At 68.3% G+C, this 23,932-nt stretch carries 23 protein-coding genes, 1 tRNA gene and 1 riboswitch; of the genes, 6 read left to right on the forward strand and 18 right to left on the reverse strand.

Annotated elements, in window-relative coordinates:
* Positions 1 to 87: 87 nt before the first annotated feature.
* From ACVWZ7_RS04820 to ACVWZ7_RS04870, 11 genes are all read right to left on the reverse strand, one after another.
* Positions 88 to 160, reverse strand: a tRNA-Asn gene (locus ACVWZ7_RS04820).
* Between the two features lie 53 nt (positions 161 to 213).
* Positions 214 to 2,211 carry a DNA primase gene (gene dnaG / locus ACVWZ7_RS04825; RefSeq protein ID WP_456507135.1) on the reverse strand — a complete coding sequence of 666 codons (1,998 nt, stop codon included), beginning with the start codon at positions 2,209 to 2,211 and terminating at the stop codon, positions 214 to 216.
* 48 nt (positions 2,212 to 2,259) lie between these two features.
* Positions 2,260 to 2,511 (reverse strand): ferredoxin, encoded by a 252-nt coding sequence (locus ACVWZ7_RS04830; protein ID WP_456507136.1) that lies wholly within the window; start codon positions 2,509 to 2,511, stop codon positions 2,260 to 2,262.
* The gene (locus tag ACVWZ7_RS04835; protein WP_456507137.1) at positions 2,508 to 3,764 is read right to left on the reverse strand and encodes an NADH-ubiquinone oxidoreductase-F iron-sulfur binding region domain-containing protein; all 1,257 of its coding nucleotides are present in this window, start codon (positions 3,762 to 3,764) and stop codon (positions 2,508 to 2,510) included. Before ACVWZ7_RS04835 ends, ACVWZ7_RS04830 begins: the two co-directional genes overlap by 4 nt.
* The gene (locus tag ACVWZ7_RS04840; protein ID WP_456507138.1) at positions 3,761 to 4,318 is read right to left on the reverse strand and encodes a ferric reductase-like transmembrane domain-containing protein; all 558 of its coding nucleotides are present in this window, start codon (positions 4,316 to 4,318) and stop codon (positions 3,761 to 3,763) included. Before ACVWZ7_RS04840 ends, ACVWZ7_RS04835 begins: the two co-directional genes overlap by 4 nt.
* Positions 4,311 to 5,330 carry an FAD:protein FMN transferase gene (locus ACVWZ7_RS04845; protein ID WP_456507139.1) on the reverse strand — a complete coding sequence of 340 codons (1,020 nt, stop codon included), beginning with the start codon at positions 5,328 to 5,330 and terminating at the stop codon, positions 4,311 to 4,313. Before ACVWZ7_RS04845 ends, ACVWZ7_RS04840 begins: the two co-directional genes overlap by 8 nt.
* A 1-nt stretch (position 5,331) precedes the next feature.
* Complete coding sequence (locus ACVWZ7_RS04850) at positions 5,332 to 5,634, reverse strand: hypothetical protein (RefSeq protein WP_344363923.1); 303 nt, start codon at positions 5,632 to 5,634, stop codon at positions 5,332 to 5,334.
* Between the two features lie 118 nt (positions 5,635 to 5,752).
* A complete protein-coding gene (locus ACVWZ7_RS04855; RefSeq protein ID WP_175460403.1) occupies positions 5,753 to 7,051 on the reverse strand; it encodes a deoxyguanosinetriphosphate triphosphohydrolase in 1,299 nt (432 codons plus the stop codon).
* A complete protein-coding gene (gene dusB / locus ACVWZ7_RS04860; RefSeq protein ID WP_091249593.1) occupies positions 7,035 to 8,213 on the reverse strand; it encodes a tRNA dihydrouridine synthase DusB in 1,179 nt (392 codons plus the stop codon). The genes ACVWZ7_RS04855 and dusB overlap by 17 nt, the downstream gene beginning before the upstream one ends.
* Before the next feature lie 100 nt (positions 8,214 to 8,313).
* Entirely contained in the window at positions 8,314 to 9,852 is a 1,539-nt protein-coding gene (locus ACVWZ7_RS04865; protein WP_456507140.1) for a YibE/F family protein, read from the reverse strand.
* Positions 9,853 to 9,970: 118 nt separating this feature from the next.
* On the reverse strand, positions 9,971 to 11,344 hold the full coding sequence (locus ACVWZ7_RS04870) for an FAD-binding oxidoreductase (RefSeq protein WP_456507141.1): 1,374 nt from the start codon (positions 11,342 to 11,344) through the stop codon (positions 9,971 to 9,973).
* A gap of 249 nt (positions 11,345 to 11,593) precedes the next feature.
* On the opposite strand from ACVWZ7_RS04870, the gene ACVWZ7_RS04875 reads away from it, so the two are divergent.
* The 3 genes from ACVWZ7_RS04875 (at position 11,594) to ACVWZ7_RS04885 (ending at position 14,094) form a co-directional block, all read left to right on the forward strand.
* Positions 11,594 to 12,352: an alpha/beta hydrolase gene (locus ACVWZ7_RS04875; protein ID WP_344363933.1), complete on the forward strand. Its 759-nt coding sequence runs from the start codon at positions 11,594 to 11,596 to the stop codon at positions 12,350 to 12,352.
* Positions 12,352 to 13,164 carry a DUF1295 domain-containing protein gene (locus ACVWZ7_RS04880; protein ID WP_456507142.1) on the forward strand — a complete coding sequence of 271 codons (813 nt, stop codon included), beginning with the start codon at positions 12,352 to 12,354 and terminating at the stop codon, positions 13,162 to 13,164. Before ACVWZ7_RS04875 ends, ACVWZ7_RS04880 begins: the two co-directional genes overlap by 1 nt.
* Positions 13,165 to 13,239: 75 nt before the next feature.
* Positions 13,240 to 14,094, forward strand: coding sequence for a lysophospholipid acyltransferase family protein (locus tag ACVWZ7_RS04885; RefSeq protein WP_456507143.1), 855 nt, complete (start codon positions 13,240 to 13,242; stop codon positions 14,092 to 14,094).
* A gap of 87 nt (positions 14,095 to 14,181) precedes the next feature.
* On the opposite strand, the gene ACVWZ7_RS04890 is transcribed toward ACVWZ7_RS04885, so the two are convergent.
* From ACVWZ7_RS04890 to ACVWZ7_RS04900, 3 genes are all read right to left on the reverse strand, one after another.
* Positions 14,182 to 15,192 (reverse strand): GNAT family N-acetyltransferase, encoded by a 1,011-nt coding sequence (locus ACVWZ7_RS04890; RefSeq protein WP_456507144.1) that lies wholly within the window; start codon positions 15,190 to 15,192, stop codon positions 14,182 to 14,184.
* Positions 15,193 to 15,194: 2 nt separating this feature from the next.
* Complete coding sequence (locus ACVWZ7_RS04895; RefSeq protein WP_116768259.1) at positions 15,195 to 16,580, reverse strand: glycine--tRNA ligase; 1,386 nt, start codon at positions 16,578 to 16,580, stop codon at positions 15,195 to 15,197.
* Positions 16,581 to 16,729: 149 nt separating this feature from the next.
* Positions 16,730 to 17,695 carry a DMT family transporter gene (locus tag ACVWZ7_RS04900; protein WP_456507145.1) on the reverse strand — a complete coding sequence of 322 codons (966 nt, stop codon included), beginning with the start codon at positions 17,693 to 17,695 and terminating at the stop codon, positions 16,730 to 16,732.
* Between the two features lie 33 nt (positions 17,696 to 17,728).
* Here ACVWZ7_RS04900 and ACVWZ7_RS04905 point away from each other — a divergent pair, with 33 nt between their 5' ends.
* Positions 17,729 to 17,965 (forward strand): RNA-binding S4 domain-containing protein, encoded by a 237-nt coding sequence (locus ACVWZ7_RS04905; RefSeq protein WP_091249566.1) that lies wholly within the window; start codon positions 17,729 to 17,731, stop codon positions 17,963 to 17,965.
* 31 nt (positions 17,966 to 17,996) lie between these two features.
* Here the strand turns inward: ACVWZ7_RS04905 and ACVWZ7_RS04910 are convergent, their stop codons facing one another.
* Complete coding sequence (locus ACVWZ7_RS04910; protein ID WP_344363944.1) at positions 17,997 to 18,653, reverse strand: alpha/beta hydrolase; 657 nt, start codon at positions 18,651 to 18,653, stop codon at positions 17,997 to 17,999.
* A gap of 94 nt (positions 18,654 to 18,747) precedes the next feature.
* Here ACVWZ7_RS04910 and ACVWZ7_RS04915 point away from each other — a divergent pair, with 94 nt between their 5' ends.
* Both ACVWZ7_RS04915 and ACVWZ7_RS04920 read left to right on the forward strand, forming a co-directional pair.
* On the forward strand, positions 18,748 to 19,611 hold the full coding sequence (locus ACVWZ7_RS04915; protein WP_116768281.1) for an SGNH/GDSL hydrolase family protein: 864 nt from the start codon (positions 18,748 to 18,750) through the stop codon (positions 19,609 to 19,611).
* 87 nt (positions 19,612 to 19,698) lie between these two features.
* Positions 19,699 to 20,337, forward strand: coding sequence for a hypothetical protein (locus ACVWZ7_RS04920; RefSeq protein WP_456509065.1), 639 nt, complete (start codon positions 19,699 to 19,701; stop codon positions 20,335 to 20,337).
* A 2-nt stretch (positions 20,338 to 20,339) separates the two neighbouring features.
* On the opposite strand, the gene ACVWZ7_RS04925 is transcribed toward ACVWZ7_RS04920, so the two are convergent.
* The 3 genes from ACVWZ7_RS04925 to metX all read right to left on the reverse strand — a co-directional run bounded on the left by ACVWZ7_RS04925 (position 20,340) and on the right by metX (position 23,802).
* Positions 20,340 to 20,900, reverse strand: coding sequence for an isochorismatase family protein (locus ACVWZ7_RS04925; RefSeq protein ID WP_456507146.1), 561 nt, complete (start codon positions 20,898 to 20,900; stop codon positions 20,340 to 20,342).
* A gap of 174 nt (positions 20,901 to 21,074) precedes the next feature.
* Positions 21,075 to 22,457 (reverse strand): MFS transporter, encoded by a 1,383-nt coding sequence (locus ACVWZ7_RS04930; RefSeq protein ID WP_456507147.1) that lies wholly within the window; start codon positions 22,455 to 22,457, stop codon positions 21,075 to 21,077.
* Positions 22,458 to 22,626: 169 nt separating this feature from the next.
* The gene (metX, locus tag ACVWZ7_RS04935) at positions 22,627 to 23,802 is read right to left on the reverse strand and encodes a homoserine O-acetyltransferase MetX (RefSeq protein WP_456507148.1); all 1,176 of its coding nucleotides are present in this window, start codon (positions 23,800 to 23,802) and stop codon (positions 22,627 to 22,629) included.
* Positions 23,803 to 23,813: 11 nt separating this feature from the next.
* Positions 23,814 to 23,929: riboswitch (SAM riboswitch) on the reverse strand.
* Positions 23,930 to 23,932: the final 3 nt, after the last annotated feature.

Here is a 23,932-nt window from a genome sequence, read left to right on the forward strand (position 1 = left end):
GGAGAACCCGTGGAAGCAGCCCGCGAAATACCCCCTCCGGGTATAAAAAAAGTCCCCGTCCCGGAAACCCGGAACGGGGACTGCGCGCTCCTCCTGCTGGACTTGAACCAGCAACCCTTCGATTAACAGTCGAATGCTCTGCCAATTGAGCTAAGGAGGAATGAAGCGGGTATAAGCCTAGCAAACACCAGCCCGGGAAACGAAATCGGCGCCTCAGGCGTCCGAGCGCAACGATCTCCGCTGCATCTCCAACTGCATGAGTTCGCGATTCAGCCGCTGGAATTCCTCGGGATCCGCCGAGGCATCCAGGCGCTGCAACTGCCCCATCTTCTCCGCCTTCACGCGGGTGATCTGGAGCTCAAACAGGCGGGCCAGGATGTCCCTGCAGTAGCGCAGGACGCCCTCAGGCGTGTTTGCCGGCAACGGCACCACCGCAAGTTCGGACACGAGCGGCCGCAGCGGCTCGGGAACCTCCCGCAGCAACTGCTCCACCCAGCGCACCGGGTCCCCCGCGGACCCGAGTCCGGTGGCGCGGATGGCCTCGTGGATGGCGAGATAGGCGGGCGTGGAGAACCGTGCCTCGGAGAAACGCTGCCACGTCTCGCCCTCCAGCATGCCGGGTTCCTGGAGCGCGACCTCGAGGGCCTGACGCTCCATCGCCGCGACCGGGTCCCGCGGATCGGGCCGGTTGAAGGACGGAAGAACGGCCGACGCCGGCAAGGGCGCCACGCCGGGTCCCGGCCCCGCGTAGCCGCGGCCGGACCCGGCATAGCCCGGGGCTCCCGCCTGTCCCGGGCCATGCCCGGTGCTGGGTCCGCCGGCCTGGGCGCCGCCCTGGCTGCGGCCCGGGCCGCCGCCCGGAGTGGCTGGGGCACCTTGTGCGGCGCGTTTGGTCGCCACACCGACGGCCCTGCTGACCTCCTCGACGGGCATCCCCAGCCAGCCAGCCAGTTCGCGGGCATAGGCCGGCCGGATACCGGCGTCGCGGATCTGCGCCACCACGGGCGCTGATTCACGCAGGGCCGCGATCCGGCCCTCGACGGTGTCCAGATTGTGCCGTTTGAGGGTGGCGCGGATGGCGAACTCGAACAGCGGACGGCGACTTCCGATCAGGTCCCGGACCGCGGAGTCGCCCTTGGACTGACGGAGCTCGCACGGGTCCGCGCCGCTGGGCTCCACAGCAACGAACGTCTGCGCGACAAAACGCTGGTCCTCTTCGAAAGCGCGTAGCGCCGCCTTCTGCCCGGCGGCGTCGCCGTCGAAGGTGAAGATGACCTCTCCCCCGCTGCCGTCGTCGGACAGCAGCCGGCGGGCGATCTTGATGTGGTCCGTGCCGAACGCGGTGCCGCACGTGGCCACCGCCGTCGGAATGCCGGCCAGATGGCAGGCCATGACGTCGGTGTAGCCCTCCACCACCACGAGCTGGCGGTCCTTGGCGATGTTGCGCTTGGCGAGGTCGATGCCGTAGAGGACCTGGGACTTCTTGTAGAGTGCGGTTTCGGGGGTGTTCAGGTACTTCGGGCCTTGGTCGTCCTCGTAGAGCTTGCGGGCGCCGAAGCCGATGGTGTCACCGGCAATGTCCCGGATGGGCCAGATCAGCCGTCCGCGGAAGCGGTCGTAGATGCCCCGGTTGCCTTCGGAAAACATGCCGGTCAGCTTGAGTTCGGCGTCGGTGTAGCCGCGGCCGCGCAGGTGCTTGAGCAGCGCGTCCCAGCCCTGCGGGGCATACCCTACCCCGAACTGTTCCGCTGCCGCACGGTCGAAGCCCCGGCCGTAGAGGAAATTTCGGCCCTCTGCGGCGCCCGGGGTCAGCAGCTGGGACCGGAAGAACTCGTCGGCCACCTTGTGGGCATCCAGCAGCCGCTGGCGCCGGCCGATGTCCTCCCGGTTGGGTCCGGAGCCGCCGTCCTCGTAGTGGAGCTCGAAGCCGATCCGATGGGCCAGCTTTTCCACGGCCTCGTGGAAGGAGATGTGGTCCAGTTTCTGCACGAAGGAGATGACGTCGCCGTCCTCGCCGCAGCCGAAGCAGTGGTACCGGCCCACCTGGGGTCGCACGGTGAAGGAGGGTGAGCGCTCGTCGTGGAAGGGGCACAGGCCTTTGTAGGAACCCAGCCCGGCTCCCTTGAGCGTCACGTAGCCATCGATAACTTCTTTGATGTCGGTGCGCTGGCGTACTTCGTCGATATCTTCACGTTTGATCAGGCCGGCCACAGTGCCATCCTAGTACGCCGGGCCGACACGGACCGGCCCGGCCGGGGACTAGCGCCGGCGCTGCGGGCCTCCGGAAGCAGGGTCCCGGAGGCTGAGGGCGAGTTTCGGGCAGAGCGAGACGGCGTCGCGCGCGGCGTCCGCGTCGCTGGGCCTGATGGGGACGTCGGTGCGCTCAGGACCCTGCCTTCCACGGGCCACCGGGTACCCCCAGTCGTCCCGTATGAGCACCCCGGCGAGCAGCTCCGTGCACAGGCCGCGGCCGTCGCACCTGGTCCAGTCGATGTGAAGGGTGGCGGTCATGGCGTCCAGCTTCCGGATCCGGAGCAGCGCCCGGTGAGATGGGACCGCACGTCGTCGGCGAAGACCTCCAGCGCACTGCTGATCAGCTGCGCTGTTCCGTCCGGGTGATGGCAGGCCCCGCGTCCTGAGACAAGCGTGCCGAGCCGGCCCAGTTCCTCCGGCAGCCGCGGGTCCTGTTCTCCTGCTGCGATCCGGTTGAAGATTCCCGCCATGGCGGGCAGCCCGAACATGCAGGGGCCGCATTGCCGGGCGGACTGCCCGGCCAGGTACGCCACGATCCCCGCGGTGGCTCCAAGCCCGCACTGCTGCGCCCCCAAGGCGTGGATGACGCCTGCTCCGGGCCGGACCACGTGGCCGGCGGGACCGCCGGGCGAGAGGACGTAGGCCGCCGGCCGCACCCAGCGGCCGTGGTAGCCGCCGACGAGAACGGCCGACAGGGAGGCCGGGTCCATGCCGGCGGATTGAACGACGTCGGTGAGCCTTGCGCCGCCGGGCACCTCCAGGACGACGTCCGGGCCGGGCCCTGGGCCGGACACGGACAGCAGCCGCGTGCCAGGGTCCGTGGGCGTCCCGACTTCGCGGAACCAGTCCGCGCCGAACCGTGCGATGAGGGCCACATGGGCCAGGGTTTCGACGTTGAGGACCAGGGTGGGGCGCCCCTTGAGCCCGGTGTCGCTGAGCCGGCGGCCTTTGTCGAGCGGGATCGCGGAGCCGGTGGCGATGCTGTTGACGACGGCGCTCGCCTCGCCGGAGATGAACGTTTCCGGTGACTCCACGAGCTGGGTCCGGCGGCCCCCGGGGTGTCCGGAGAGGGCCTCCTGCACCCCGGGAAGGCTGGCAGCAGGCGCATAGAGGTACATCTGCGTGCCCGAGACCGCCCGCGTCACGGCCAGCAGACCGTCAATCACCAGGTGGGGGGCGTGCGCCAGGAGCGTACGGTCCTTGAAGCTCAGCGGCTCCCCTTCGGCGCCGTTGGCGATCACGACGGGCCGCGCGGGAACAAGGCGCTTCCGCCCGGATTGTGATGTTGCCAGCGCCTTGCGCCAGGTCGCGAAGGCGGCGCCGCCGCGTCCGGTCAGCCCCGACGCGTCCAGCAGGTTCAGCAGCCCGGGTGCGACGGCGTCGGGATCAAGAGGCCCGAAAGTGTCCACGTGCCGGGCGTACCCGGCCTCCGCGCCGGCGGCCAAAAGACGCGCCAGCGGCTGCGCATTGGGCAGCGGCGGTTGAGGGAGCACGCCGGGCATCGAGCTCATTGGAGGTTACCTCCACGGGCTCTGGCGGTTTCGAGGAACGTTGAAGAGAGCCGCCACAGCAGGGCACCGGCGATCGCTGCGCCGGACGCGGCCGCCAGCAGGAGAAACCACTGGCCGGCGGCGTCCGTGCCGTTGCCGAGTGCATGGGCCATCGCCACCGGCCAGACCGCGTAGGCGAGCCAGTGCACGGCCTTAAACGCCCGGTGCCCGATCCGTTGCCGCAGTAGGGCTGTCACGATGACGGCCGCGACGAGGTCCAGTGCCACGGTCCCCAGGCCCTGCCAGAACGGCCGGAACGAGCCAAGGAACGGCACGACGACGTCGACAGGCCGCAGCTTCGCGAAGGAGTCCAACAATAGGGACCCAACGTGCAGCCCCAGGAACACCGTGGCCAACAAGGCGATATTCCGGTGCAGGATGCTGACGGAAAACCTCGGAAGCACCAGCAAGGGCCGGCCGGAGCGGGTGAGGATGCCCAACAGGACCGACACCGTGAACAGGGCAAGGGACATGAAGCCGCTCACCCGGCCGAACGCCCACATTGCCTCATCCACGGGACGCACGCACTTCCACGCTGTTGCTCTCCGCCGGCCAGCCGCCGGTGGTGACAACGCGTCCGCGTTGATCCACCAGCCGGGCCGTGACACCCGCGGAACGGAACCATTCGACGGCGGCGAAGCCGCGAACAATGCCGGCCGTGCTGAAGGCATTGGCTTCCAGGCACGTCGGAGCCGCCACCGTCACCGTCTTCCACACGGCCTCTGCGGGCAGCCCGAAACGGGGATCAAGAACGTGGTGGACGTCCGCTCCCGCGTGCTTCCACCGGCGTTTTTGCGTGCTGGACGTGGCCACGGCGGATCCGGGGTCCAGGGCGATGTGCTGGCTCGGGTCCGTGGGAAGGTCCTGGACCAGAACCTGCCACGGCTCTGTCGCTCCGGGGCCGGCTCCGGGGCCCCCGCCTGGGGCCGCAGCGCCGGGGCTTCCCGGCCCCGGGCCGGCGGTCGCCAGGTCGCCGCCCAAAGAGACGAGCACCCCGCATCCCAGTTGCGAATGCACCTCGGCTGCAGCGCGGTCCGCCGCGGCTGCCTTGGCGGTGGCGCCCAGATCCAGCCGGATGTCGGCGGGAACGGTCAGCGTCCGCCCGTCAATCCTGACCCGTGACCATCCGGGAACGCGCCGTGCCCTGACCGAACCGGCCGGCGGGACCAGGTGCGAACCTTGCGGACGGGGGTCGTCCGGCAGCACCTGCACGCTGACGATGTCCCGGTCATACCCGAGGGCGGCCAGATCCGTGCCGAGGGTCGGATCGACGGCGCCGTCCGTCCACCGGGCGGCGGCCAGGGCCCGCTCAACGAGGTCGAGGAGTGTCGGGCTAACGATCGCCCCGGCAGCCAGCTGCGGTTGGAGCCTGGTGAGTTCCGAGTCGTCCCGGAAGCGGCTGCATGCGAGCTCGACGTCGGCAAGGACGCTCTGGACGATCTCCTGGGCGGCGGCGAGCATTCCGGCGTCGGTAACAGCGAGGGAAGCGTCAAGGCCCCAGACGGTCCAAGCTGCCTGCGCCTCCACCTTAGGACCCCGAGGATTGACCGTGGGTGACGCTGCCGTTGCCCGGCCGGACGGGGGTTGATCCGTGCGAGCGGCTCGTGCCGTTATTCTGCGTGGTGCTGCCGCCGTCCGCCGTGCCGGAGCCGTGGCGCGCTGACCGTCCGGACGAGTTCGAGCTGGCGGTCGCAGGAGAAGTCTTTGAAGCGCTGGAGGGCGTGGCGGAATACACGACGGCGGCGGCGACGCCCGCAGCCGCGAGGCTGCCGATGCCGACTGCCGCGGTGATGCCGCTGGCCAGTCGCCTGCCCTTGTCCCGGGTATCCACGGGTGTCCCCTTCCTCTGCGGTTAGGCCTGTGTTCCCATGATCCCCGGAGTTCCTTTGTAAACCCTTAGACATTCCTGTCTATTGGGTGGTGGTCCTGCCTCCAGGCGGCTGGCTGGGTCACCACAGCGACGGCAGGCTGCCCACGAGACGCTCGTACATGGCCAGCGCCGAGCCGTCCGTCAGCGACGCGACCTGGTCGATCACGACGCGCAGCCTCCCGGCGTCGTCCCCCGCGTCGAGCCAGTCGGCGGCGAACATCGGCTCCAGGTGGCGGTCCTCCGTGGCGCTGAGGGCGGTGACGAGGGCGTGCAGGACCTCCCGCTGGCGCTCGTAGATGGGCTGGCGGTGCTCGGTGGTCATCACAAATGTGGTGGCCAGGCCCTTCATCACCGCGATTTCCATGACGGTCTCGTCCGGGACGATCAGTTCCGCGTGGTAGCGGGTGAGGTTCTCCGGGCCGTAAACGGCCCGGGTGGCTTCCAGCGCACTCTGGCAGAACCGGCCAATCAACTGGCTGGTCATGTCTTTGAGCGCCGCCATGGCCTTGCGGCTGCCGTCGGCCTCGCGCACCCAGACGCTCGTGGCCTCCAGCCGCGCCAGCGCGGCGTCGATCGCGGCGGGGTCGTTGTGCGGCAGGTACCACTGCTTCGCGTACCCGACGACGCGGGCACGATGGTCCGGGTTGTCCATCCAGCGCAGCTGGAAGTGCCCTGCGACGATCGCGTCCTCGACGTCGTGCACCGAGTAGGAGATGTCGTCCGCCAGGTCCATGACCTGCGCTTCGAGGCAGGACCGGCGTTCCGGGGCGCCTTCGCGAATCCAGTCGAAGATGGGGAGGTCGTCCTCATAGGCGCCGAACTTGCTGGTCCGCTCCCCGTGGATGACGGGCGCGTTGACGGCGGACCACGGGTACTTGGCGGCGGCATCGAGACTCGCCCGGGTCAGGTTCAGGCCTGCCGGACGGCCATCGGGGGCCAGGACCTTCGGCTCAAGCCGGGTCAGCAGCCGCAGCGTCTGGGCGTTGCCTTCAAAACCGCCGATCGCGTGGGCCACCTCGTTGAGCGCCGCTTCCCCGTTGTGGCCGAAGGGCGGGTGGCCGAGGTCATGGCTCAGGCAGGCGGTGTCCACGACGTCGGGATCGCAGCCGAGGGCGCGGCCGAGTTCGCGGCCCACCTGGGCCACTTCGAGGCTGTGCGTGAGCCGGGTCCTGACGAAGTCGTCAGTATCCGGGGCGACCACCTGGGTCTTCGCGCCGAGCCGGCGCAGGGCCGAGGAGTGCAGGACTCTCGCACGGTCACGCTCGAAGTCCGACCGGTAGGTGGTCTTGGGCGGCTCTTCGACCCACCGGGCGGAGTCGCGGGAGGTGTAGCCGTCCAGGACGGGGGCGGTGGTCCGGGTCTCAGCCACCGGAGACATCCAGCTCGGCGAAGGAGATGTCGCGGCTCTGCTCGTCATCCAGGGTCCGGTTCAGCAGCCAGTCCTTGGGCAGGGCGGGCTTCTTGGGCGAGCCGGCGCGGCCGCGCGGGCCCTCGGCATCGACCCCGGGGTACGGAGAGTCGAGGTCCAGCTGATCCAGGGTTGCGCGGAGCACCTCGAGGCTGGTGACGAGCGCGAGTTTGGTCCGCAGCTCGCTCCCGACCACGTAGCCCTTGAAGTACCACGCGATGTGCTTGCGGATTTCGCGCAGGGCCTTGCCCTCGTCCCCGAACGTCTCGACCATGAGCTCGGCGTGCCGGTAGACGCTTTCGGCCACCTGGCCCAGATCCGGCCGGTGCCGCTGGTCGCTGCCTTCGAACGCGGCCATGAGATCGCCGAACAGCCACGGCCGGCCCTGGCATCCCCGGCCGACGACAACGCCGTCCACTCCCGTTTCGCGGACCATCCGGACCGCGTCTTCGGCGGACCAGATGTCGCCGTTGCCGAGGACCGGGATGTCCGGCAGCGCCTCGCGGAGCCGGGCGATGGCAGACCAGTCGGCCTGGCCGGAATAGAACTGCGCGGCCGTGCGGCCGTGAAGAGCGACGGCGGCAACGCCGGAATCGCGGGCGATCCGGCCGGCGTCGAGGTATGTCAGGTGGTCCTCGTCGATGCCCTTGCGCATCTTGATGGTCAGCGGGATGTTGCCCTGGGAGGCTTCCTTGACAGCGGTCTGGACGATCGAGGTGAAGAGGTCGATCTTCCAGGGCAGGGCCGAGCCGCCGCCGCGCCGGGTGACTTTGGGGACGGGGCAGCCGAAGTTGAGGTCGATGTGGTCCGCCCGGTCTTCCTCGACCAGCATCCGGACGGCCTGGCCGACGGTCACGGGGTCCACGCCGTAGAGCTGGACGGAGCGGACTTTCTCGTCGTCGTCGTGCGAAATGATGCGCAGCGACTCCGGCGTGCGTTCCACTAGGGCGCGCGAGGTGACCATCTCCGCGACGTACAGGCCGCCGCCGTATTCACGGCACAGCCTGCGGAAGGCGGAGTTGGTGATACCCGCCATAGGAGCCAGGATCACGGGGGTGTCCACGGTGATCGGGCCCAGCTTCAGGGGCGGGAGTTCCAGCTTGGGGGCGGGAGGCGTTGCTACAACAGTCACCCGACCATTGTCTCAAAGACGGGCAAATCGGTCGGATCCGGCGTCGGTTATGTGGAAAGGCCGGGCTGTGTGGAAAATCCGGGCGCCGCCAAACGCCGTATCAATCGCGCAGGGCGGCACGCCGCCCCCGGCGCGTGGCAGGCCCGGCGTCGTCCGGTTCGGTCCCTCCCTGTGCGCCGGGCGCGCTGTCCGCCGACCGGCGCCCGGCGGACCCGCCCGGGTACCGGCCGACGTCGGCCCCAAGGGAGAGCCCGGCCCAACCGCCGTCCCCAACGCCGGCGAGCGCGGGCACTCCGACGTCGGGTGCACCGGCGAGCGCGGCCGCGGGGTCTGCGGTACTGCCTTTGATCCCGGTGGCCTTGACGACGAGCACGGCAATGAGGGTGGTGACCGGCACGGCCAGGACCAGTCCTACCGAACCGACGAGGGTGCGGATGACTTCCTCGGAGAGTTCTGCACTGGTCAGGGCGTCCCCGAGCGGGCGCTCGTAGAGCATGACCAGGATCAGGACGGGCAGGGCCGCGCCGGCATAGGCAAACGCGATCGTGTAGACCGTGGAGGCGATGTGGTCCCGGCCGATCCGCATCGCGGAGGCAAAGAGCTGCGGGGCGCTGGTGTCGGGGGCGAGTTCCCACAGTTCCCAGACCGCCGACGACTGCGTGATCGTGACGTCGTTCAGCACGCCCAGGCCGGAAATGATCAGCCCGCACAGGATGATGCCGGAGATCGAGATGTTGTCGGAAATGTTGGTGAGCGTGGCGGCGTCGTGGCTGCCCACGCCGGCGAGGTTCGCGGCGTCGGTGGCCCAGGCGGCCAGCAGCGACGTAATGGCGAGGCCGAACATGGTCCCCAGCAGCGCCGTCGAGGTCCGGGCGGAGAAACCGTGGGCGAAGTACAGCACCCCGATCATGATCACCGTGGACCCCACCAGTGCCAGGAGCAGCGGCGGCTTTCCTTCGACCAGTCCGGGCAGCATGAAGGAGACGAGCACGACGTAGGCCCCGACGAGTCCGATCAGGGCCCGCAGGCCGCGCCAGCGCGCCACCGCAATCACCACGACGGCGTAGAGCACGGCCAGGAAGATGATCGGTAGAGTCCGGACGAAGTCGACGAAAACGTAGGCGGGCGCGCCTTGGGCTTCTGAGGCGCCCTGGGCCTTGGAGAGGTTGAGGTAGCGGATGTTGTCTCCGGGTTTCACGCCGTGGGATTTCGCGATGTCAGGGTTGATGACCACTTTCACCGGGTTGCCGCCCTTGTCCGGCTCGGTGTAGGCAAACGTGCATTGTGAGCCCGCCTGCGGCGGCTGGACGGCGGCGTCGGCCCCGGATGCGCTCTGCTGAGCCGCGGGATCGCCGCTTGTCTGCGCATCCGAACAGCTGCCGACGACCACCCGCTGGATCTTGCCGGTATCGAACGTCACGCCCGGGGCCGCCGCATAGGGGCTGGCCAGAGTGATGCCCTCTTTGCTCCCCGACGGCCACAGGAAGGCCATGGCCGCCAGGGTCAGCAAAGTCAGCGGGATCAGGATGGCGGCCAGGATCCAGTTGGCCTTCTTCCGTGCCGCCAGCATGCGGGGCGTCGGCTCCGCGTGACCGGCGCTGGGGTGCCCGGCGTGGGAGTGCGAATGTCCGGCGCCCATCAGCAGTTCAACCTCATGCCGAAAACTCTACGGCGCTGTCGGCGCCGCTCCGGACAGATGACGCCGCATGCTCCCGCCGCCCTGAGCCCGGAGCTCCGGCGCCACGGAGGCGGGCTGGTCAGGCCGGGGTGATGTTCTGGTTTATGTGGAAGAGGTTCTGCGGATCGTACTTGGCCTTGATCTCCCGCAGGCGGCTGTAATTGGGTCCGTAGTTCTCCGCGACCTTGGACATATCATCGCCGTCCATGAAATTGATGTAGCCCGCGGTCTCGGAGTACGGCTGCAGCGCAGCCGCGTAATCCCGTACCCAGGCGATGTTCGCCTCGCTGTCCGCCGGGTCCTCCCAGTGGCAGGCTATAACCGGGGAGAACTTGGCGTTCCGGTTGGGGAAGGCCGTATCCGTCACTCCCACACGGTGCACAGCGCCGTCGATTGGATAGATGTGCACGGCTGTCTGCAGGCTGGGCACACGTCGGCCAAACTCAAGGTGTGCGTCGATGGCGCCGTCGTTGAGTTCGGTCAGGAAGGCCGCCTTCCAGTAGGCCAACAGCCCCTTGGGATACATCGGGTCGAACGCCGAGTTCAAGGCCGGATACGGCATCGGCCCCACCATGGATCCGGCCACCGGGGCGACGTCGAGGAATGGTTGCCAGCGGGACGGCCCTTCGGCGAGGTCGCCCGTCCACATGCCGACCACAATGCAGACCGGCTTCCCGTGCCACTGTTCCGGAAGGAACGGAACCGGCGGTCCCTGATGGAAGGCGAGGAACGCGCCGAACTCTTCAGGGGCTGCCGCCAGGTGCTCGCGGTAGAACTTCGCCACGGTTTCGGCGTGCTCGGCCGGGTAGATGATGATCCCCGCGTGGACCATGTCCACAGGATGCAGGCGGTATTCCAACGAGGTCACGACGCCGAAGTTGCCGCCCCCGCCCCGCAGCGCCCAGAAAAGGTCGTCATTCTCGCTTTCGCTCGCAGTGAGGAATTTCCCGTCCGCGGTGACGACGTCGGCCGAGAGGAGGTTATCGCAACTGAGCCCGTGCTTCCGGGAGAGATAGCCAATGCCCCCGCCGAGCGTGAGTCCGGAGACACCGGTTGAGCCGATGATGCCACCGGTGGTCGCCAGTCCGAAGGCGTGCGTGGCGTGATTGAAATCGGCCCAGGTTGCGCCGGCCTCGGTCCTCGCCGTCTTGTTCGACGGATCTATCCGGACGCCGGTGGTGTTGGAGAAGTCGATGACAACAGCGTCATCCCAGGTGCCAAAGCCCGGACCACTGTGGCCGCCGCCGCGGACGGCCAGATCCAGGGAGTTGTCGCGGGCGAAGTTGACGGCCGCCATAACGTCCGCCACCTGGGACACACGGACCACAGCGGCCGGGTGCTTGTCGATCATGCCGTTGTGCACTGCCCGGGCCGCGTCGTAGTCCGCGTCGCCGGGCGTGACGACCGGCCCGCGGACTTGCTCGCGCAGGGTATCGAACTTTATTCCGTTCATTTTCAGTACCGTCGATTTCGTCGTGAGATTCGACCCGGACGGTTCTCTGCGCTCCCAGCCGGCGTGGCGCCCGGAGGTTTACGTGCACAGGCATACTCCTCCCGCATTCCCCCGTCAAGGGTCCGGCATCACCCGTACCCATCGCCGGGGGCTCCGGCTCCGAATCCACACTAGGCAGTGATTCCCTTGACGGGCGGAGACTGCAACCTATGGTTGGTAATTGACGGACGAAGAACGGGAAGGACACGCGTGGCCAAGCGCAAACTAGATGACCGCGAACCGGAGGCGGGCCGCCCCGGACCTGCCGCCAAGGCCGTGCTGTCCATCGCCGATGCGGCCGGGGAGACCCGCGGAGTCGCCCTGGTCCTGCACGGCGGACGCGCGGACAGCTACGATCCCGTCCGCGGCCGGCACCTGAGCCCGGCCCGGATGCTGCCCTTCGCCCGGGCGCTGAACCGGCAAGGCGGACCGCACGGGCTCGCCGTCTGGACCCTGCGCAACCGGTACAGGGGCTGGAACGGGGAGGACATGTCCCCCGTTCAGGACGCCCGCTGGGCGCTTTCCCGGATCGGTCAGGAACATCCCGGCGTACCGGTGTACCTGCTGGGCCACTCCATGGGAGGCCTCACGGCACTCTGCGTGGCTGACGATCCGCAGGTGGAGGTCGTCGTCGCGCTCGCCCCGTGGCTCAATCACAAAACGCCGGTCCAACCCGTCGCCGACCGCCGGGTCCTGATCGTGCACGGCACGGAGGACCGCTGGACCAGTCCGTCGAATTCGCTGGACTACGCACGCCGGGCCGACGGCGTGGCCGCCTCTGTTGAGTACGTCTCCCTCACGGGTGCCGGGCATTTCATGTTCCGCCGGGTAGCGCTGTGGAACTCACTCGCCGATGACTTCATCCTGGACGCCTTCGGGGAAAGCACGGGGGCTGACGTCTCCGGCGCCACGGACGCACTGCGCAGCATTCTGCCGGCCGCCGGAACTCGCATGCCGGTGGTGCTGTGATGCAGCCGTTCCCGCTGGATGCCTTCCTCGCCAGCCTGCCGTGGGTCATCGCGGGACTGGCGGTCCTGCTGGCATTGACCTTCGCCGTTGCCGTGCGGCAGAACCGCCATTCCGTCATCGACACCGTCTGGGGCCTCGGGTTCGTGGTGGTCGCGGCCATCTCCTGGGTACTCTCCGCCGGCCACGGCGACGCCGGCCGCCGGCTGCTGCTTCTGGCGCTGGTTGCGGTGTGGGGCATTCGCCTCGCGGTCCACATCGGTGTGCGTGCACGCGGCGGCCACGAGGACCCGCGCTACGTGGACATGCTCTCCGCCGCACCCGGATCACGCAACGTCTACGCGCTCCGGCGGGTCTACCTGCCTCAGGGCCTGGTGATGTTCTTCGTCTCGCTCACTATCCAGGTCGGCATGTTCGCCACCGGCAGCTTGGGCTGGCTGGCGTTCCTCGGCGTCCTGCTCTGGGTTCTTGGTTTTGTGTTCGAGACGGTCGGGGACTGGCAGTTGACGCAGTTCAAGGCCGATCCCGCCAAGCGCGGCACGGTCCTCAACACCGGTCTGTGGCGCTACACCCGCCACCCGAACTACTTCGGCGACGCCGCGGTCTGGGCGGGCCTCTTCCTCGTGACCGCCGATTCGTGGCCCGGTGTCCTGACCATCCTCTCCCCCGCCCTGATGATCTGGGCACTGGCGGGCCGCACCGGGAAGCCGCTGACGGAAAAAGCGATGTCTGCACGGCCCGGCTATAAGGAATACATCGAATCCACGTCCGGGTTCCTGCCCTTGCCGCCCCGGCGGCGCGCCGGCGGGCACTGATATGGCGGGCGCTGATATGGCCGGCACTTGCGCTGCGGGACTGGCGTGGCGGGCGCCGGCATGGGCCGGCGGCCGATGAAGTGGAGACCAGGGCCCAGCGACCGCTTTTACCGGTTCATCGTCCGCACCGGTCTCGCCCTGCGCTGGCTGTTCCGGATCCGCGTCCTCGTCACGGGGCGGGAGCACCTGCCCCAGCCCGGACGGCTCAATGATTCCCCCCAGGCTTCCCGACGCGGCCCGTCCCGCCGGGTGGTGCCCGGCCAGGGCGCGGTCGTCGCGATCACGCACTTCGGCTACCTCGACTTTGCCTTCGCCGAGATGATCCTGTGGTGGCACAACCGTGCCCAGATGCGCTTCCTCGTGACGCAGGGAGCCGCCGACCACTGGTTTGCCGGGCCCGCGGTCAGCGCGGCCGGCCACGTGGTGGTCGGTTACGGATCCGGAGTCCACGCCTACGACGCCGCGGTCGCCCGGCTATTGGCGGGCGAGTACATTGCCATCCTTCCGGAGGCCGGGGTAAGCCGCAGCTTCACCGTGCGCGAGTGCAAGACCGGCGCCGTACGGATGGCCTCCGAAGCCGGTGTGCCGATCATCCCGGTCTCCATCTGGGGCGCGCACCGGCTGATGACCCGCCAACATGGATTCTCGCCGCGGCGGGCCTGGCGCGCCCCGGTGCGTATCCACGTGGGCGAGCCGATCCTGCCGGACTCGCTCCCGGACCCGGCACAGGACGCGCAGCCGGCCACCGCGCAGCTGGCCAGGACCCTCCAGCACGGGATCGACGTCGGTATGGCGGATTTCCCGCTGAAACCGGACCCCGGGGCCTGGTGGATGCCCGCCGCGCTCGGCGGCGGCGCCCCGACCGAGGAGGAACGGCGCCGCCTCGACGCGGCCGACGGCCCGCGGCGCCCGGGTGCCAGGCGCCGATAGATCGGGCCCTCAACGCAAACTGACTCGCAGCTGGGGCCGTTATCACGCTTCAAAACGGCCGCAACTGCGAGTCAGTCGGGTTAAGGGCTAGGCCGGGTCCGCAACCACGAGGGTTTCGGAGCCCTGGACGTGGGCTTTGCCGGTCTCGAGCAGCGGTTCGACGACGGCGCGCAGGGCGGTCATCGCATCGTCCAGTTCCAGCATTACCGGGTGCTGGTAGGCGATCAGGGCCAGGAGATCCCGCACGGCGGCGCGGGCCTCGTCCTCGCCGAGCTTGGGCTCGTGCCCGAGGAACACCTCGGTAGGCGCAGCGGGTCCGGCAGAACCGGCACCATCGGCGTCGGCTCCGGCGCCTGGAGTGCCCTGCGCGTAGCTGATGGCGAACCCCTCCAGCCGGCCCTTGCGGCTCGCCGCTATGCCGTGCCCGAAGGCACTGGCTTTGGGTGCCCGCAGCACAATCGCGCCGTGGGCGCCGCTGAGGTCATCCAGGAACAACCGCTGCACCATGGCAACGCTCAACTCCCCCGGGCTGTCCCAAGTGTGCACGGCCGTGTAGTACCGGCCAACGACGTCGCTGAGCTCCACCGAGCCCGTGGCCAGGTCTTCGACCTGGTCGCTGGCCGCCGACTCGGAACCGTCGCCGAACACCGGCAGTTTCAGCGGCGCAGGGTCCACGACGATCAGGCGGGAGCGCTGGATCGAGGCCATGCCCGCGGCCTCGGCAAACGCCGCCCCGGGCGTGCCCGGCTCCACCTTGCAGCGGAGCTTGGACACTCCCGACGGCGACTTGGCGGCCTCGTGCCGAAGCATGGTCAGCAGGGTGGACCCAATGCCGGCGCGGCGGTGGTCCCGGGCGACCTCGATATACGCCCAGAGCCGTTCCGGGTGCAGCGAGGCCTCGTGGACCACGGCCGCCGCCACGGGAATGGCGACGCCGTCGACGACGTCCTCGGCCACAATGCAGCGGCGCCACGGCGCATTGCCCGAGGGCGCCAGGGTGCCGCGGAACTGCCCGGCCTGCACGGTCTCCGGGCCGCCCCAGATTTCCAGCAGCGCAAGGTCGTCGCCCTCCCGCCATTCCCGGTATTCGATGGCCATGATCAGGCGCCGATCAGCCGCGCGGCCAGGTAGCCCTCCACCTTGTCCAGGGAGACGCGTTCCTGGCTCATGGTGTCGCGTTCGCGAATGGTGACGGCCTGGTCCTCGAGGGTCTCGAAGTCCACGGTGATGCAGAACGGGGTGCCGATCTCGTCCTGGCGGCGGTAGCGGCGGCCGATGGCGCCGGCGTCGTCGAACTCGATGTTCCAGCTCTTGCGCAGCTGGGCTGCGAGGTCCTTGGCCTTCGGGGACAGGTCCTCGTTGCGGCTCAGCGGCAGCACGGCTGCCTTCACCGGAGCCAGGCGCGGATCCAGCTTGAGCACCGTGCGGATGTCCACCCCGCCCTTGGCATTGGGGGCCTCGTCCTCGGTGTAAGCATCGATCATGAAGGCCATGAACGAGCGGGTGAGGCCGGCCGCGGGCTCGATCACGTACGGGGTGTAGCGTTCGTTGGTGGCCTGGTTGAAGTAGCTCAGGTCCGCGCCGGAAGCCTTGGCATGGGTGGAGAGGTCAAAGTCGGTGCGGTTGGCAATGCCTTCGAGCTCGCCCCACTCCGAGCCCTGGAAACCGAAGCGGTATTCGATGTCCGTGGTGCCCTTGGAGTAGTGGCTGAGTTTCTCCAGCGGGTGCTCGAAGAAGCGCAGGTTCTCTTCGCGGATGCCCAGGCCCGTGTACCAGGACATGCGTTCCTTCATCCAGTACTGGTGCCACTGCTCGTCGGTGCCGGGCTCGACGAAGAATTCCATTTCCATCTGCTCGAACTCGCGGGTGCGGAAGATGAAGTTGCCCGGCGTGATCTCGTTGCGGAACGACTTGCCGATCTGGCCGATGCCGAACGGCGGCTTCTTCCGCGAGGTGGTCAGGACGTTGCTGAAGTTCACGAAGATGCCCTGGGCGGTTTCGGGCCGCAGGTAGTGCAGGCCTTCCTCGCTGGCGACAGGGCCGAGGTAGGTCTTGAGCAGGCCGGAGAATTCGTGGGGCTCCGTCCACTGGCCGCGGGTGCCGCAGTTGGCGCAGGCGATGTCCTTGAGGCCGTTCTCGGCAGGACGTCCCTTCTTCTCCTCGTACTCTTCCTCAAGGTGGTCCGCGCGGTAGCGCTTGTGGCAGGACAGGCACTCCACCAGCGGGTCGGAGAAGACCTCGACGTGGCCGGAGGCTTCCCAGACCTGGCGGGGCAGGATGACGGAGGAGTCGAGGCCTACGACGTCTTCGCGGCCGCGGACCACGGACTGCCACCACTGGCGCTTGATGTTTTCCTTGAGCTCGGCGCCGAGGGGCCCGTAATCCCAGGCAGAACGCGAGCCACCATAGATTTCACCGGCCTGGAAAACGAAACCCCGTCGCTTGGCGAGGGAAATGATCTGGTCGAGGACGGATTTTGCTGCCATGGTAACTCCAATTTCTACAGGGCCGCTGGGTGCGGTCCGCGGTGTCAGGCCCGGGTCGCCGGCTGGTTGCCGGACGGGGTGATACGAACAGTGCGATGCGAAGTGTGCGATACGAACACGGCGATGCAATCTCCAAGCCTACCGGCACGCTACCGCTTCAGTGCGCCCCGCGGCCAGGGCAGGGTGGCCAGGATGATGGCACCGAGCGTCAGCAGGGTGCCCAGGACGGTGGGCAGCGCGACGACGGTCCCGGGGACCGGGAAAACCAGGTCCAGTCCGAGGGATCCCAGCAGCTGCCCGGCGATCATCCCGAGGCCCGTGACCAGCACGCCCAGGCTGCGGACCAGGAGGGCGCCGACGCCGATGAAGACGCACCCGAGCGGCCCGCCAAGGTAGTACCACCACTGCCCCGGCAGAGGATTGCCGGCACCGGACACGGCAAGCTTGACCAGCCACGCCGCCCATAGCAGGACGGCCCCGGCGATGAAGTTCACGAGGGTCGCGGCGATCGGGGACCCGTAGTGGACGGTGGCGGTGCCGTTCATGGCCTGCTGGAAACTCATCAGGAACCCGGCCAGAAGCGGCAGCAGCACGGGAAGAAGCAGCTGCAGCACGGACTCTCCGGCGCTGAATCTCGGCGACACCGCCCACGCAACGGCGGCGACGGTGAGCACGCTGCCGAGCACCCGGATACCGGTGATGGGCCTCTTCCCCGCGGGCCCGATTCCCATCCGGTCCACCAACAGACCGCTGAGGGTCTGCCCCGTCACGGCGGCCACAGTGAAGAGGGCAACGCCGAGCAGTGCCACGGTGAAGGACTGGGCGAAGACGAAAAGCGCCCCGATGCAGCCGGCCAGGACGTAGTAACGCGGAAACTGCCGTTCGCGCACGGCCGGCAGGATCCGGGCCAGCCCTGCCCGGCCCTTGGGCAGTGCCACGGAAATGACGCCCATCACCACTAACCCGGTGCTGAAGCTGACGACGGCGGCACCAATGCCGTCGCGGAGCTGCACCCCGAGCGCGCCGTTGATCCGGCCCTGCAACGGTATGAACAACCCCGCCGCGACGGCCATAGGCAGCCCCGCGATGAGCGGGAGCCGGGGTGTGTGCGTCATTGGTGCCACCTTAGGTCAGGCATCATTGCCTATATGAGCAATCCGGAAATTGAAGACATCACCATCCGCGACACCATGATCCGGCTGGGCCAGCTGCTGAAGCTCGCGAATCTGGTGGAGGACGGTGTGGAGGCTGCGGACCTGATCAAGAACGGGCTGGTCAAGGTCAACGGCGAAATTGATGAGCGCCGCGGGCGGCAGCTTCACGACGGCGACACCGTCACGGTGAACGGCCAGACCGTGCGGATCAGCGCGCCCGCAGGATCCTAGCCGGCTTACCCCTGGCCAGCCGTCCGGGCGGCTACTTCCTGGAGTTGAGGACCGCGTGCGTGAGGAACTCGGAGACGTGACCGATTTCCTGCTGGTTGATGCCGTGCCACATGCCGGTGTACAGGACCTTGGTGAGCTTCACGTGCTTGCGCACCCAGCCCATGGTGAACTCGATCTTGTCCGGGGTGATCACCGGGTCCTGCTGGTCGCGTCCCCAGAACATCGGCACGGTGCCGTCCAGTTCGGCATCGCGGAAGCTGGGGTCACCGCCGGCGTCGACGGCAAAACCTGAGAGCCCGACGACGGCGGCGAAGTCCGCCGGCCGCTGCCGCAGCAGCGTGGTGGCCATGGCCATGCCCATCGAGAATCCGAGCAGCGTCACCGAGGGGTGGTCGGCCTTGATGGAGTCGATCCAGTCCTGCACGTACGCCGCGGCGGCCTTGACGGCGTCGAGCGAATAGTCGATGGACGCCGTCAGCGGGAACCAGGTGAACCCCGGTCCCATGGCGATCGGGGCGCGCACGGAGGCTACCGCGAATTCCTGCGGGAGCATGTCCGCCAGGCTGAGCAGGTCCTGTTCGTTGGCGCCGTAGCCGTGGAGCAGGACAATCAGCGGCTTGCCCGCACGTTCCTGCTCCGGCTTGGACCATTCGACGACAGGGGCGGGGAAGGCATCAGCGTGAGTCATGGAACCATTCTTACAGTTACCCGGCGGTAACAACCTACGGTGGCGTAGCTTGACAGGAAGAGTGCAGGATAAGAACGTGAGCGAAACCGAAGCCATGGAAAATTCACCGGAGACGTCAGCGGACACCGTCGTGACCCACCCGTGGACCCGTTACGTGGCCATGGGCGACTCGTTCACGGAAGGCATCGGCGATCCGGAGCCGGCGAGCCCGGGCGGCCACCGGGGCTGGGCCGACAGGGTGGCCGAGGAGCTCAGCCGCGGCCACAACGACTTCGCGTACGCCAACCTGGCCGTCCGCGGCAGGCTCCTGCAGCAGATCGTCGACCAGCAGTTGGCGCACTGCCTGTCCCTCAAGCCGGACCTCATCACGCTCTCCGCGGGCGGCAACGACCTCATCCGCCCGGGCGGGGATCCGGACGTCCTGGCCGAAAGGCTGGACTCGGTGGTGCAGATCCTGAGCCTGGGCGGCGCCACCGTGGTCCTGTTCAACGGTCCGGACACAGGATCCACGGTGCTCGGACGGATCCGCAGCAAGGTGGCCATCTACAACGAAAACCTGCGCACGATCGCCGCGCGCCACGACGCCGTGATCGCGGACATGTGGTCTCTGCGCCAGCTTAATGATCCGCAGATGTGGGATGTTGACCGGCTGCACTTTTCGCCGCTGGGCCACCATACGATTGCGGCGATGGTCCTGGATTCGCTGAACGTCGAACACACCCTGGAGCCGCTCGCCCCCAAGCCGATGCCGCAGCGCAGTTGGCGGGAGGCCCGCAGCGGGGACCTTGTGTGGGCCCGGGAATATTTTGTTCCGTGGGTGGTGCGGCGGCTGCGGCACCGTTCCTCGGGCGACGGCGTGACGGCCAAGCGGCCCCTGCCGGGGCCGGTGTTCGGGCCCGGCGTACCGCTGGGCTCGGGCGAAGGCCCGCCGGGCACCGAGGACGCGGTACGGTCCTGAGCCTGCGGGGCCTAAGCTGGAGGCACACTCCTCAGGCCCCGCAAATGAAGAGGCCCAGCAGCTGAAAGGCCCCGTACCGTGAGCAGTATGTTCTTCTGGATCATTGTGTTGTCGTTCCTGATTCCCATGGGAGTGCGCCTCTACCGGAGGTCCGCCCGCGGCCGGAACCAGAACGTGCCGGGCCAGTTCGGCCGGTTCCCCGGAAACCAAAGCAACCCGGCAAACCAAGGCAACCCGCCAAACCAGAGCAACCAGCCGCGGGACGGGTACACGCAGCAGGACTACTTTGGCGGCTTCGGCCAACTGGGCGCGCCGAAGCAGACCGGAGAAGCCAATCAGCCGTATCCCGGCCAGCAGTACCCGAACCCGCAGAACCCGGGCCAGCCGTACCCGGGCGGGGAGACCCCGGGCCAGCCGTACCCGGGCCCGCGGTTCCCGGACCAGCCGTTCCCGACCGAGCCGTACCCCGGACAGCAGTATCCGGGCCCGGCCGGCTACGGATCACCCGTTCCCTACGAGGACAGCCCGGAGTACCTGAACAACCCGCCCCAGCCGCAGCGGCACGAACCCGACCCGGGTGCAGGGCAGCCGCAGGCGCCCGAGACGCCGTCGGCCCCGCAGGGTTACCGGGCCCGCAAGCTCGCCGAGCTGGACCAGCAGTACAGCGACGGCAAGCTGTCCATGGAGGACTACATGTCCCAGCGCGCTGAAATCATGAAGGGCTAGGATCACAAAAGGCTGGCGAAGTCGATATCGGCCGCGTTGACGGTTCCGGCCGTCCGCCCCGGGGCCTTGTGGTTCTGCCAGTACAGATTGGTGTGGGCCACCACGAGTTCCGGCGGCGGCGCGCCATATTCGCTCAGGTCCTCGGTCGTGTGGGCGTCTGCGACCAGCGTGACGTCGTAGCCTCGGGTGATTCCGCCGTGGAGGGTCGAGCGAATGCACTCGTCCGTCTGCGCGCCGGCCAGGAAGAAGCGGCCGATCCCGCGGTCTGCCAGCACCGACTCCAGGTCCGTAGCCTCGAAGGCGTCGCTGTACTCCTTGGGCACAAGCGGCTCCGCATCACGCTGCACGAGCTCCGGCACGAACTGCCAGGCGTCGCTGCCCCGCGGGAGCTCCTCGCCGCCATGCTGCACCCAAATGACGTCCACCCCGGCGTCGCGTGCCCTCTGCACGAGGGCGGCGATGGTCGCGACGACGTCGTCGCGGCGGTAGGCCCCCGCGACGACGCCGAGCTGCATGTCCACCACGACCAGTGCCGTGTTGGGTCGGTTGACGAGCGTGGTCACAATGCCTCCCGGATCCTGGGCTTGCCTGCCCGCCCACTCTAATCCCCGCGGCCCAAGCAACGCTGAGATCATGAGCAGCGTTAACGCCGAGGGCCCGGGTCCGCGCGGTGCGCGAATCCGGGCCGTCGGCCACTCAACAGGTTTCCCCGGGCCATGTTTCCCCGGGCCGGCGGCTTACCGCTTGCCGGCGGCGAGGAGGTCTGCGGTGCCCTGGGCGTCGGCGGCGTCGACGTCGTGGAGCGAGACGCCGCGGGTCTCCTTGAGGAAGAACACGGCGACGGCGGTAATCGCGCAGGCGATCAGGAGGTAGATGGCCACCGGGACGGAGGACTTGTACTGGCCCAGCAGCGCGACGGCGATGATCGGCGCGAGCGAACCGGCCACGATCGAGGTTACCTGGTAACCGAGGGACACCCCGGAGTACCGCATCCGGGTCGGGAACATCTCGGCCATGATGGCCGGCTGCCCGGCGTACATCAGGGCGTGGAAGAGCAGGCCGATGATGACCGCGGCGAGGATGATCAGATCGTTTCCGGTGTCCATCATCGGGAAGGCGAAGAAGCCCCAGGTCGCACCCAGAACGGCGCCGGCCATGTAGACGGGCTTGCGGCCCACCCTGTCCGAGAGCCGGCCGACCATGGGCACCACGGAGAAGTGGATGAAGTGGGCCACGAGCAGGAGCAGCAGGATCCGGGCGGTGTCGGCGTGGACCACCGTCTTGAGGTAGGTGATTGAGAAGGTGACCACGAGGTAGTACAGGATGTTTTCCGCGAAGCGGAGGCCCATCGCGGTGAACACGCCGCGGGGGTAGCGGCGGAAGACCTCGGCAACGCCGTAGCCCTTGTGCCCTGCCTCAACTTCCTTGCGTGCTTCCAGGAAGATCGGGGCGTCGCTGACCTTGGTGCGGATGTAGTAACCGATGAGGACGATCACGGCGGAGAGCCAGAAGGCGACCCGCCAGCCCCAGCCAAGGAAGTCCGCCGAGGACAGCACGGAGGACAGGATGAACAGCACCGCGGTGGCGAAGAGGTTGCCCAGCGGAACAGCGGACTGCGGCCAGCTGGCCCAGAAGCCGCGGGACTTGCTGGGGCTGTGCTCCGCGACGAGCAGGACGGCGCCGCCCCATTCCCCGCCGACGGCGAAGCCCTGGGCGAAGCGAAGGAAGACCAGCAGCGCCGGGGCCCAGTAGCCGATCTGCGCGAAGGTGGGCAGGCAGCCCATCAGGAACGTGGACACGCCCACCAGGATGATGCTGAGCTGGAGCAGCTGCTTGCGGCCGAACTTGTCGCCGAAGTGGCCGAAGACGATCCCGCCGATCGGGCGGGCAACGAAGCCGACGGCGTACGTGAGGAACGCCGCGAGGATTCCGTCCAGTTCGGTCTGCGAATTCGGGAAGAAGGCCTTGCCAAAGACCAGCGTGGCCGCGGATGCGTAGAGGAAGAATTCGTACCATTCCACCACGGTGCCGGCCATGGAGGCCGCCACCACCTTCTTCAGGCCGGACGTCTTGACGTCGGGCTCGCCTGCGCGCGTCGCGGCAGCGTTTTCCGTGCTCATGACAACTCCTTCGGTGTCGCCTTCGACACCCCGTGGACCATTGGGCTGAGATGTTGTGTGAATTAGCACACACAGCGCTATTCCCAACGAGTATGGTTCCCGGGGCCGTGAGCCACAACGACCATTAGTGCAGAGAGCATCTGCAAAAATGCACAGCCGTGAGCGGCGGCTAGGCGAAGAAATTGCTCCGCAACTGGCCGCTGAGCTGCCCGATTTCGGTGAGGAAGCCGTCGTGGCCGATCGGCGCCTCGATGATGTGCAGCTCGGGGCCCCCCGGCAGGGCCTCGGCCAGTGCACGGGACTGGGCGGGGAAGTACAGGCGGTCCGAGTCCACGGCCGCCACCAGGAACTCGGCCGTGGCCGGGGCCAGGGAGTCCCGGAGGCTTCCGCGTCCGCGGCAGACGTCGTGGCTCATGAGCGCCTCGGTGATGGCGATGTAGCTGTTGGCATCAAAACGCCGGACCAGTTTGTTGCCCTGGTGGTCCAGGTAGCTTTCGACCTGATAGCGTCCGCGCCCGGCCAGCGATCCGGCTTCCAGGGGCGCCTCGGACTCCTGGGCGTTGCGGCCGAACCGGTCGTCGAGCTCGGCCGCGGAGCGGTAGGTGATGTGCGCGATCCGGCGGGCGAGGGCGAGCCCCGCTTCGGGTTCCGGGCCGCCGTAGTAGTCCCCGCCGTTGAAGTTCGGGTCCTGGCGGATGGCCAGGGTCTGGGCCTGAGCGAACGCAATCTGTTCTGCGGTGCTGCTGGCGCCGACGGAAATCACGGCGCAGCGCCGGACCCGCGCGGGGTAGGTCACGGCCCACTCAAGGGCGCGCGCGCCGCCGAGCGAACCGCCCAGCACGGCGTACCAGCTGTCGATGCCCAGGGCATCGGCCAGCCGCGCCTCGGCGGAGGTCGTGTCCCGCAGAGTCACGAGCGGGAACCTCGATCCCCAGGGGCGGCCGTCGGGGGCCGGCGTGGAGGGTCCCGTGGAGCCGTAGCAGCCGCCCAGGATGTTGATCGATACGACGAAGTACTTGTCCGTATCCACGGGGGCCCCGGGTCCGGCCAATTGTTCCCACCAGCCGGGCTCCTCGCTGGCACCGCGGGTCACATGGGTGTCGCCGGTCAGGGCATGTTCAATGAGGACGGCGTTGGAGGCATCGGCATTCAGGGTCCCCCACGTCTCAAAGCCGAGGACCACATCCGGCAGCTGGACCCCGGATTCGAGCTGCAGGTCACCGATCCTGAGGTACCGGACGGTCCCGTCCGGCACCCGGTCAGCTTGGGCGGCGGGTCTTGCGGAAACGGAGTTCCGGGTTGGTTTGGTTTCGGGTTCACCACTGCGGGTGACGGCAATCGTCATATGAGGACCTAACTTCGCGCTTGCCTGCCGTCAGCTGACCGGCAGGCCAGGTCTTCACCCGGGGCACCCCGCCGCAAATGGAGGGTTGCCGGCCAGCAAGCCGGGGCTGTCGCTGGCACTCATGACCTTT

It is taken from the genome of Arthrobacter sp. TE12232, from assembly GCF_054062615.1.

Excerpts from the sequence above, each read along its gene's own strand:
- ACVWZ7_RS04830 (WP_456507136.1), bottom strand. The coding sequence starts at position 2,511 with ATGACCGCCACCCTTCACATCGACTGGACCAGGTGCGACGGCCGCGGC.
- ACVWZ7_RS04835 (WP_456507137.1), bottom strand. The coding sequence starts at position 3,764 with ATGAGCTCGATGCCCGGCGTGCTCCCTCAACCGCCGCTGCCCAATGCG.
- ACVWZ7_RS04855 (WP_175460403.1), bottom strand. The coding sequence starts at position 7,051 with ATGTCTCCGGTGGCTGAGACCCGGACCACCGCCCCCGTCCTGGACGGC.
- ACVWZ7_RS04865 (WP_456507140.1), bottom strand. The coding sequence starts at position 9,852 with ATGGGCGCCGGACATTCGCACTCCCACGCCGGGCACCCCAGCGCCGGT.
- ACVWZ7_RS04870 (WP_456507141.1), bottom strand. The coding sequence starts at position 11,344 with ATGAACGGAATAAAGTTCGATACCCTGCGCGAGCAAGTCCGCGGGCCG.
- ACVWZ7_RS04880 (WP_456507142.1), top strand. The coding sequence starts at position 12,352 with ATGCAGCCGTTCCCGCTGGATGCCTTCCTCGCCAGCCTGCCGTGGGTC.
- ACVWZ7_RS04885 (WP_456507143.1), top strand. The coding sequence starts at position 13,240 with ATGAAGTGGAGACCAGGGCCCAGCGACCGCTTTTACCGGTTCATCGTC.
- ACVWZ7_RS04890 (WP_456507144.1), bottom strand. The coding sequence starts at position 15,192 with ATGGCCATCGAATACCGGGAATGGCGGGAGGGCGACGACCTTGCGCTG.
- ACVWZ7_RS04895 (WP_116768259.1), bottom strand. The coding sequence starts at position 16,580 with ATGGCAGCAAAATCCGTCCTCGACCAGATCATTTCCCTCGCCAAGCGA.
- ACVWZ7_RS04900 (WP_456507145.1), bottom strand. The coding sequence starts at position 17,695 with ATGACGCACACACCCCGGCTCCCGCTCATCGCGGGGCTGCCTATGGCC.
- ACVWZ7_RS04905 (WP_091249566.1), top strand. The coding sequence starts at position 17,729 with ATGAGCAATCCGGAAATTGAAGACATCACCATCCGCGACACCATGATC.
- ACVWZ7_RS04910 (WP_344363944.1), bottom strand. The coding sequence starts at position 18,653 with ATGACTCACGCTGATGCCTTCCCCGCCCCTGTCGTCGAATGGTCCAAG.
- ACVWZ7_RS04915 (WP_116768281.1), top strand. The coding sequence starts at position 18,748 with ATGGAAAATTCACCGGAGACGTCAGCGGACACCGTCGTGACCCACCCG.
- ACVWZ7_RS04920 (WP_456509065.1), top strand. The coding sequence starts at position 19,699 with ATGTTCTTCTGGATCATTGTGTTGTCGTTCCTGATTCCCATGGGAGTG.
- ACVWZ7_RS04930 (WP_456507147.1), bottom strand. The coding sequence starts at position 22,457 with ATGAGCACGGAAAACGCTGCCGCGACGCGCGCAGGCGAGCCCGACGTC.
- metX (WP_456507148.1), bottom strand. The coding sequence starts at position 23,802 with ATGACGATTGCCGTCACCCGCAGTGGTGAACCCGAAACCAAACCAACC.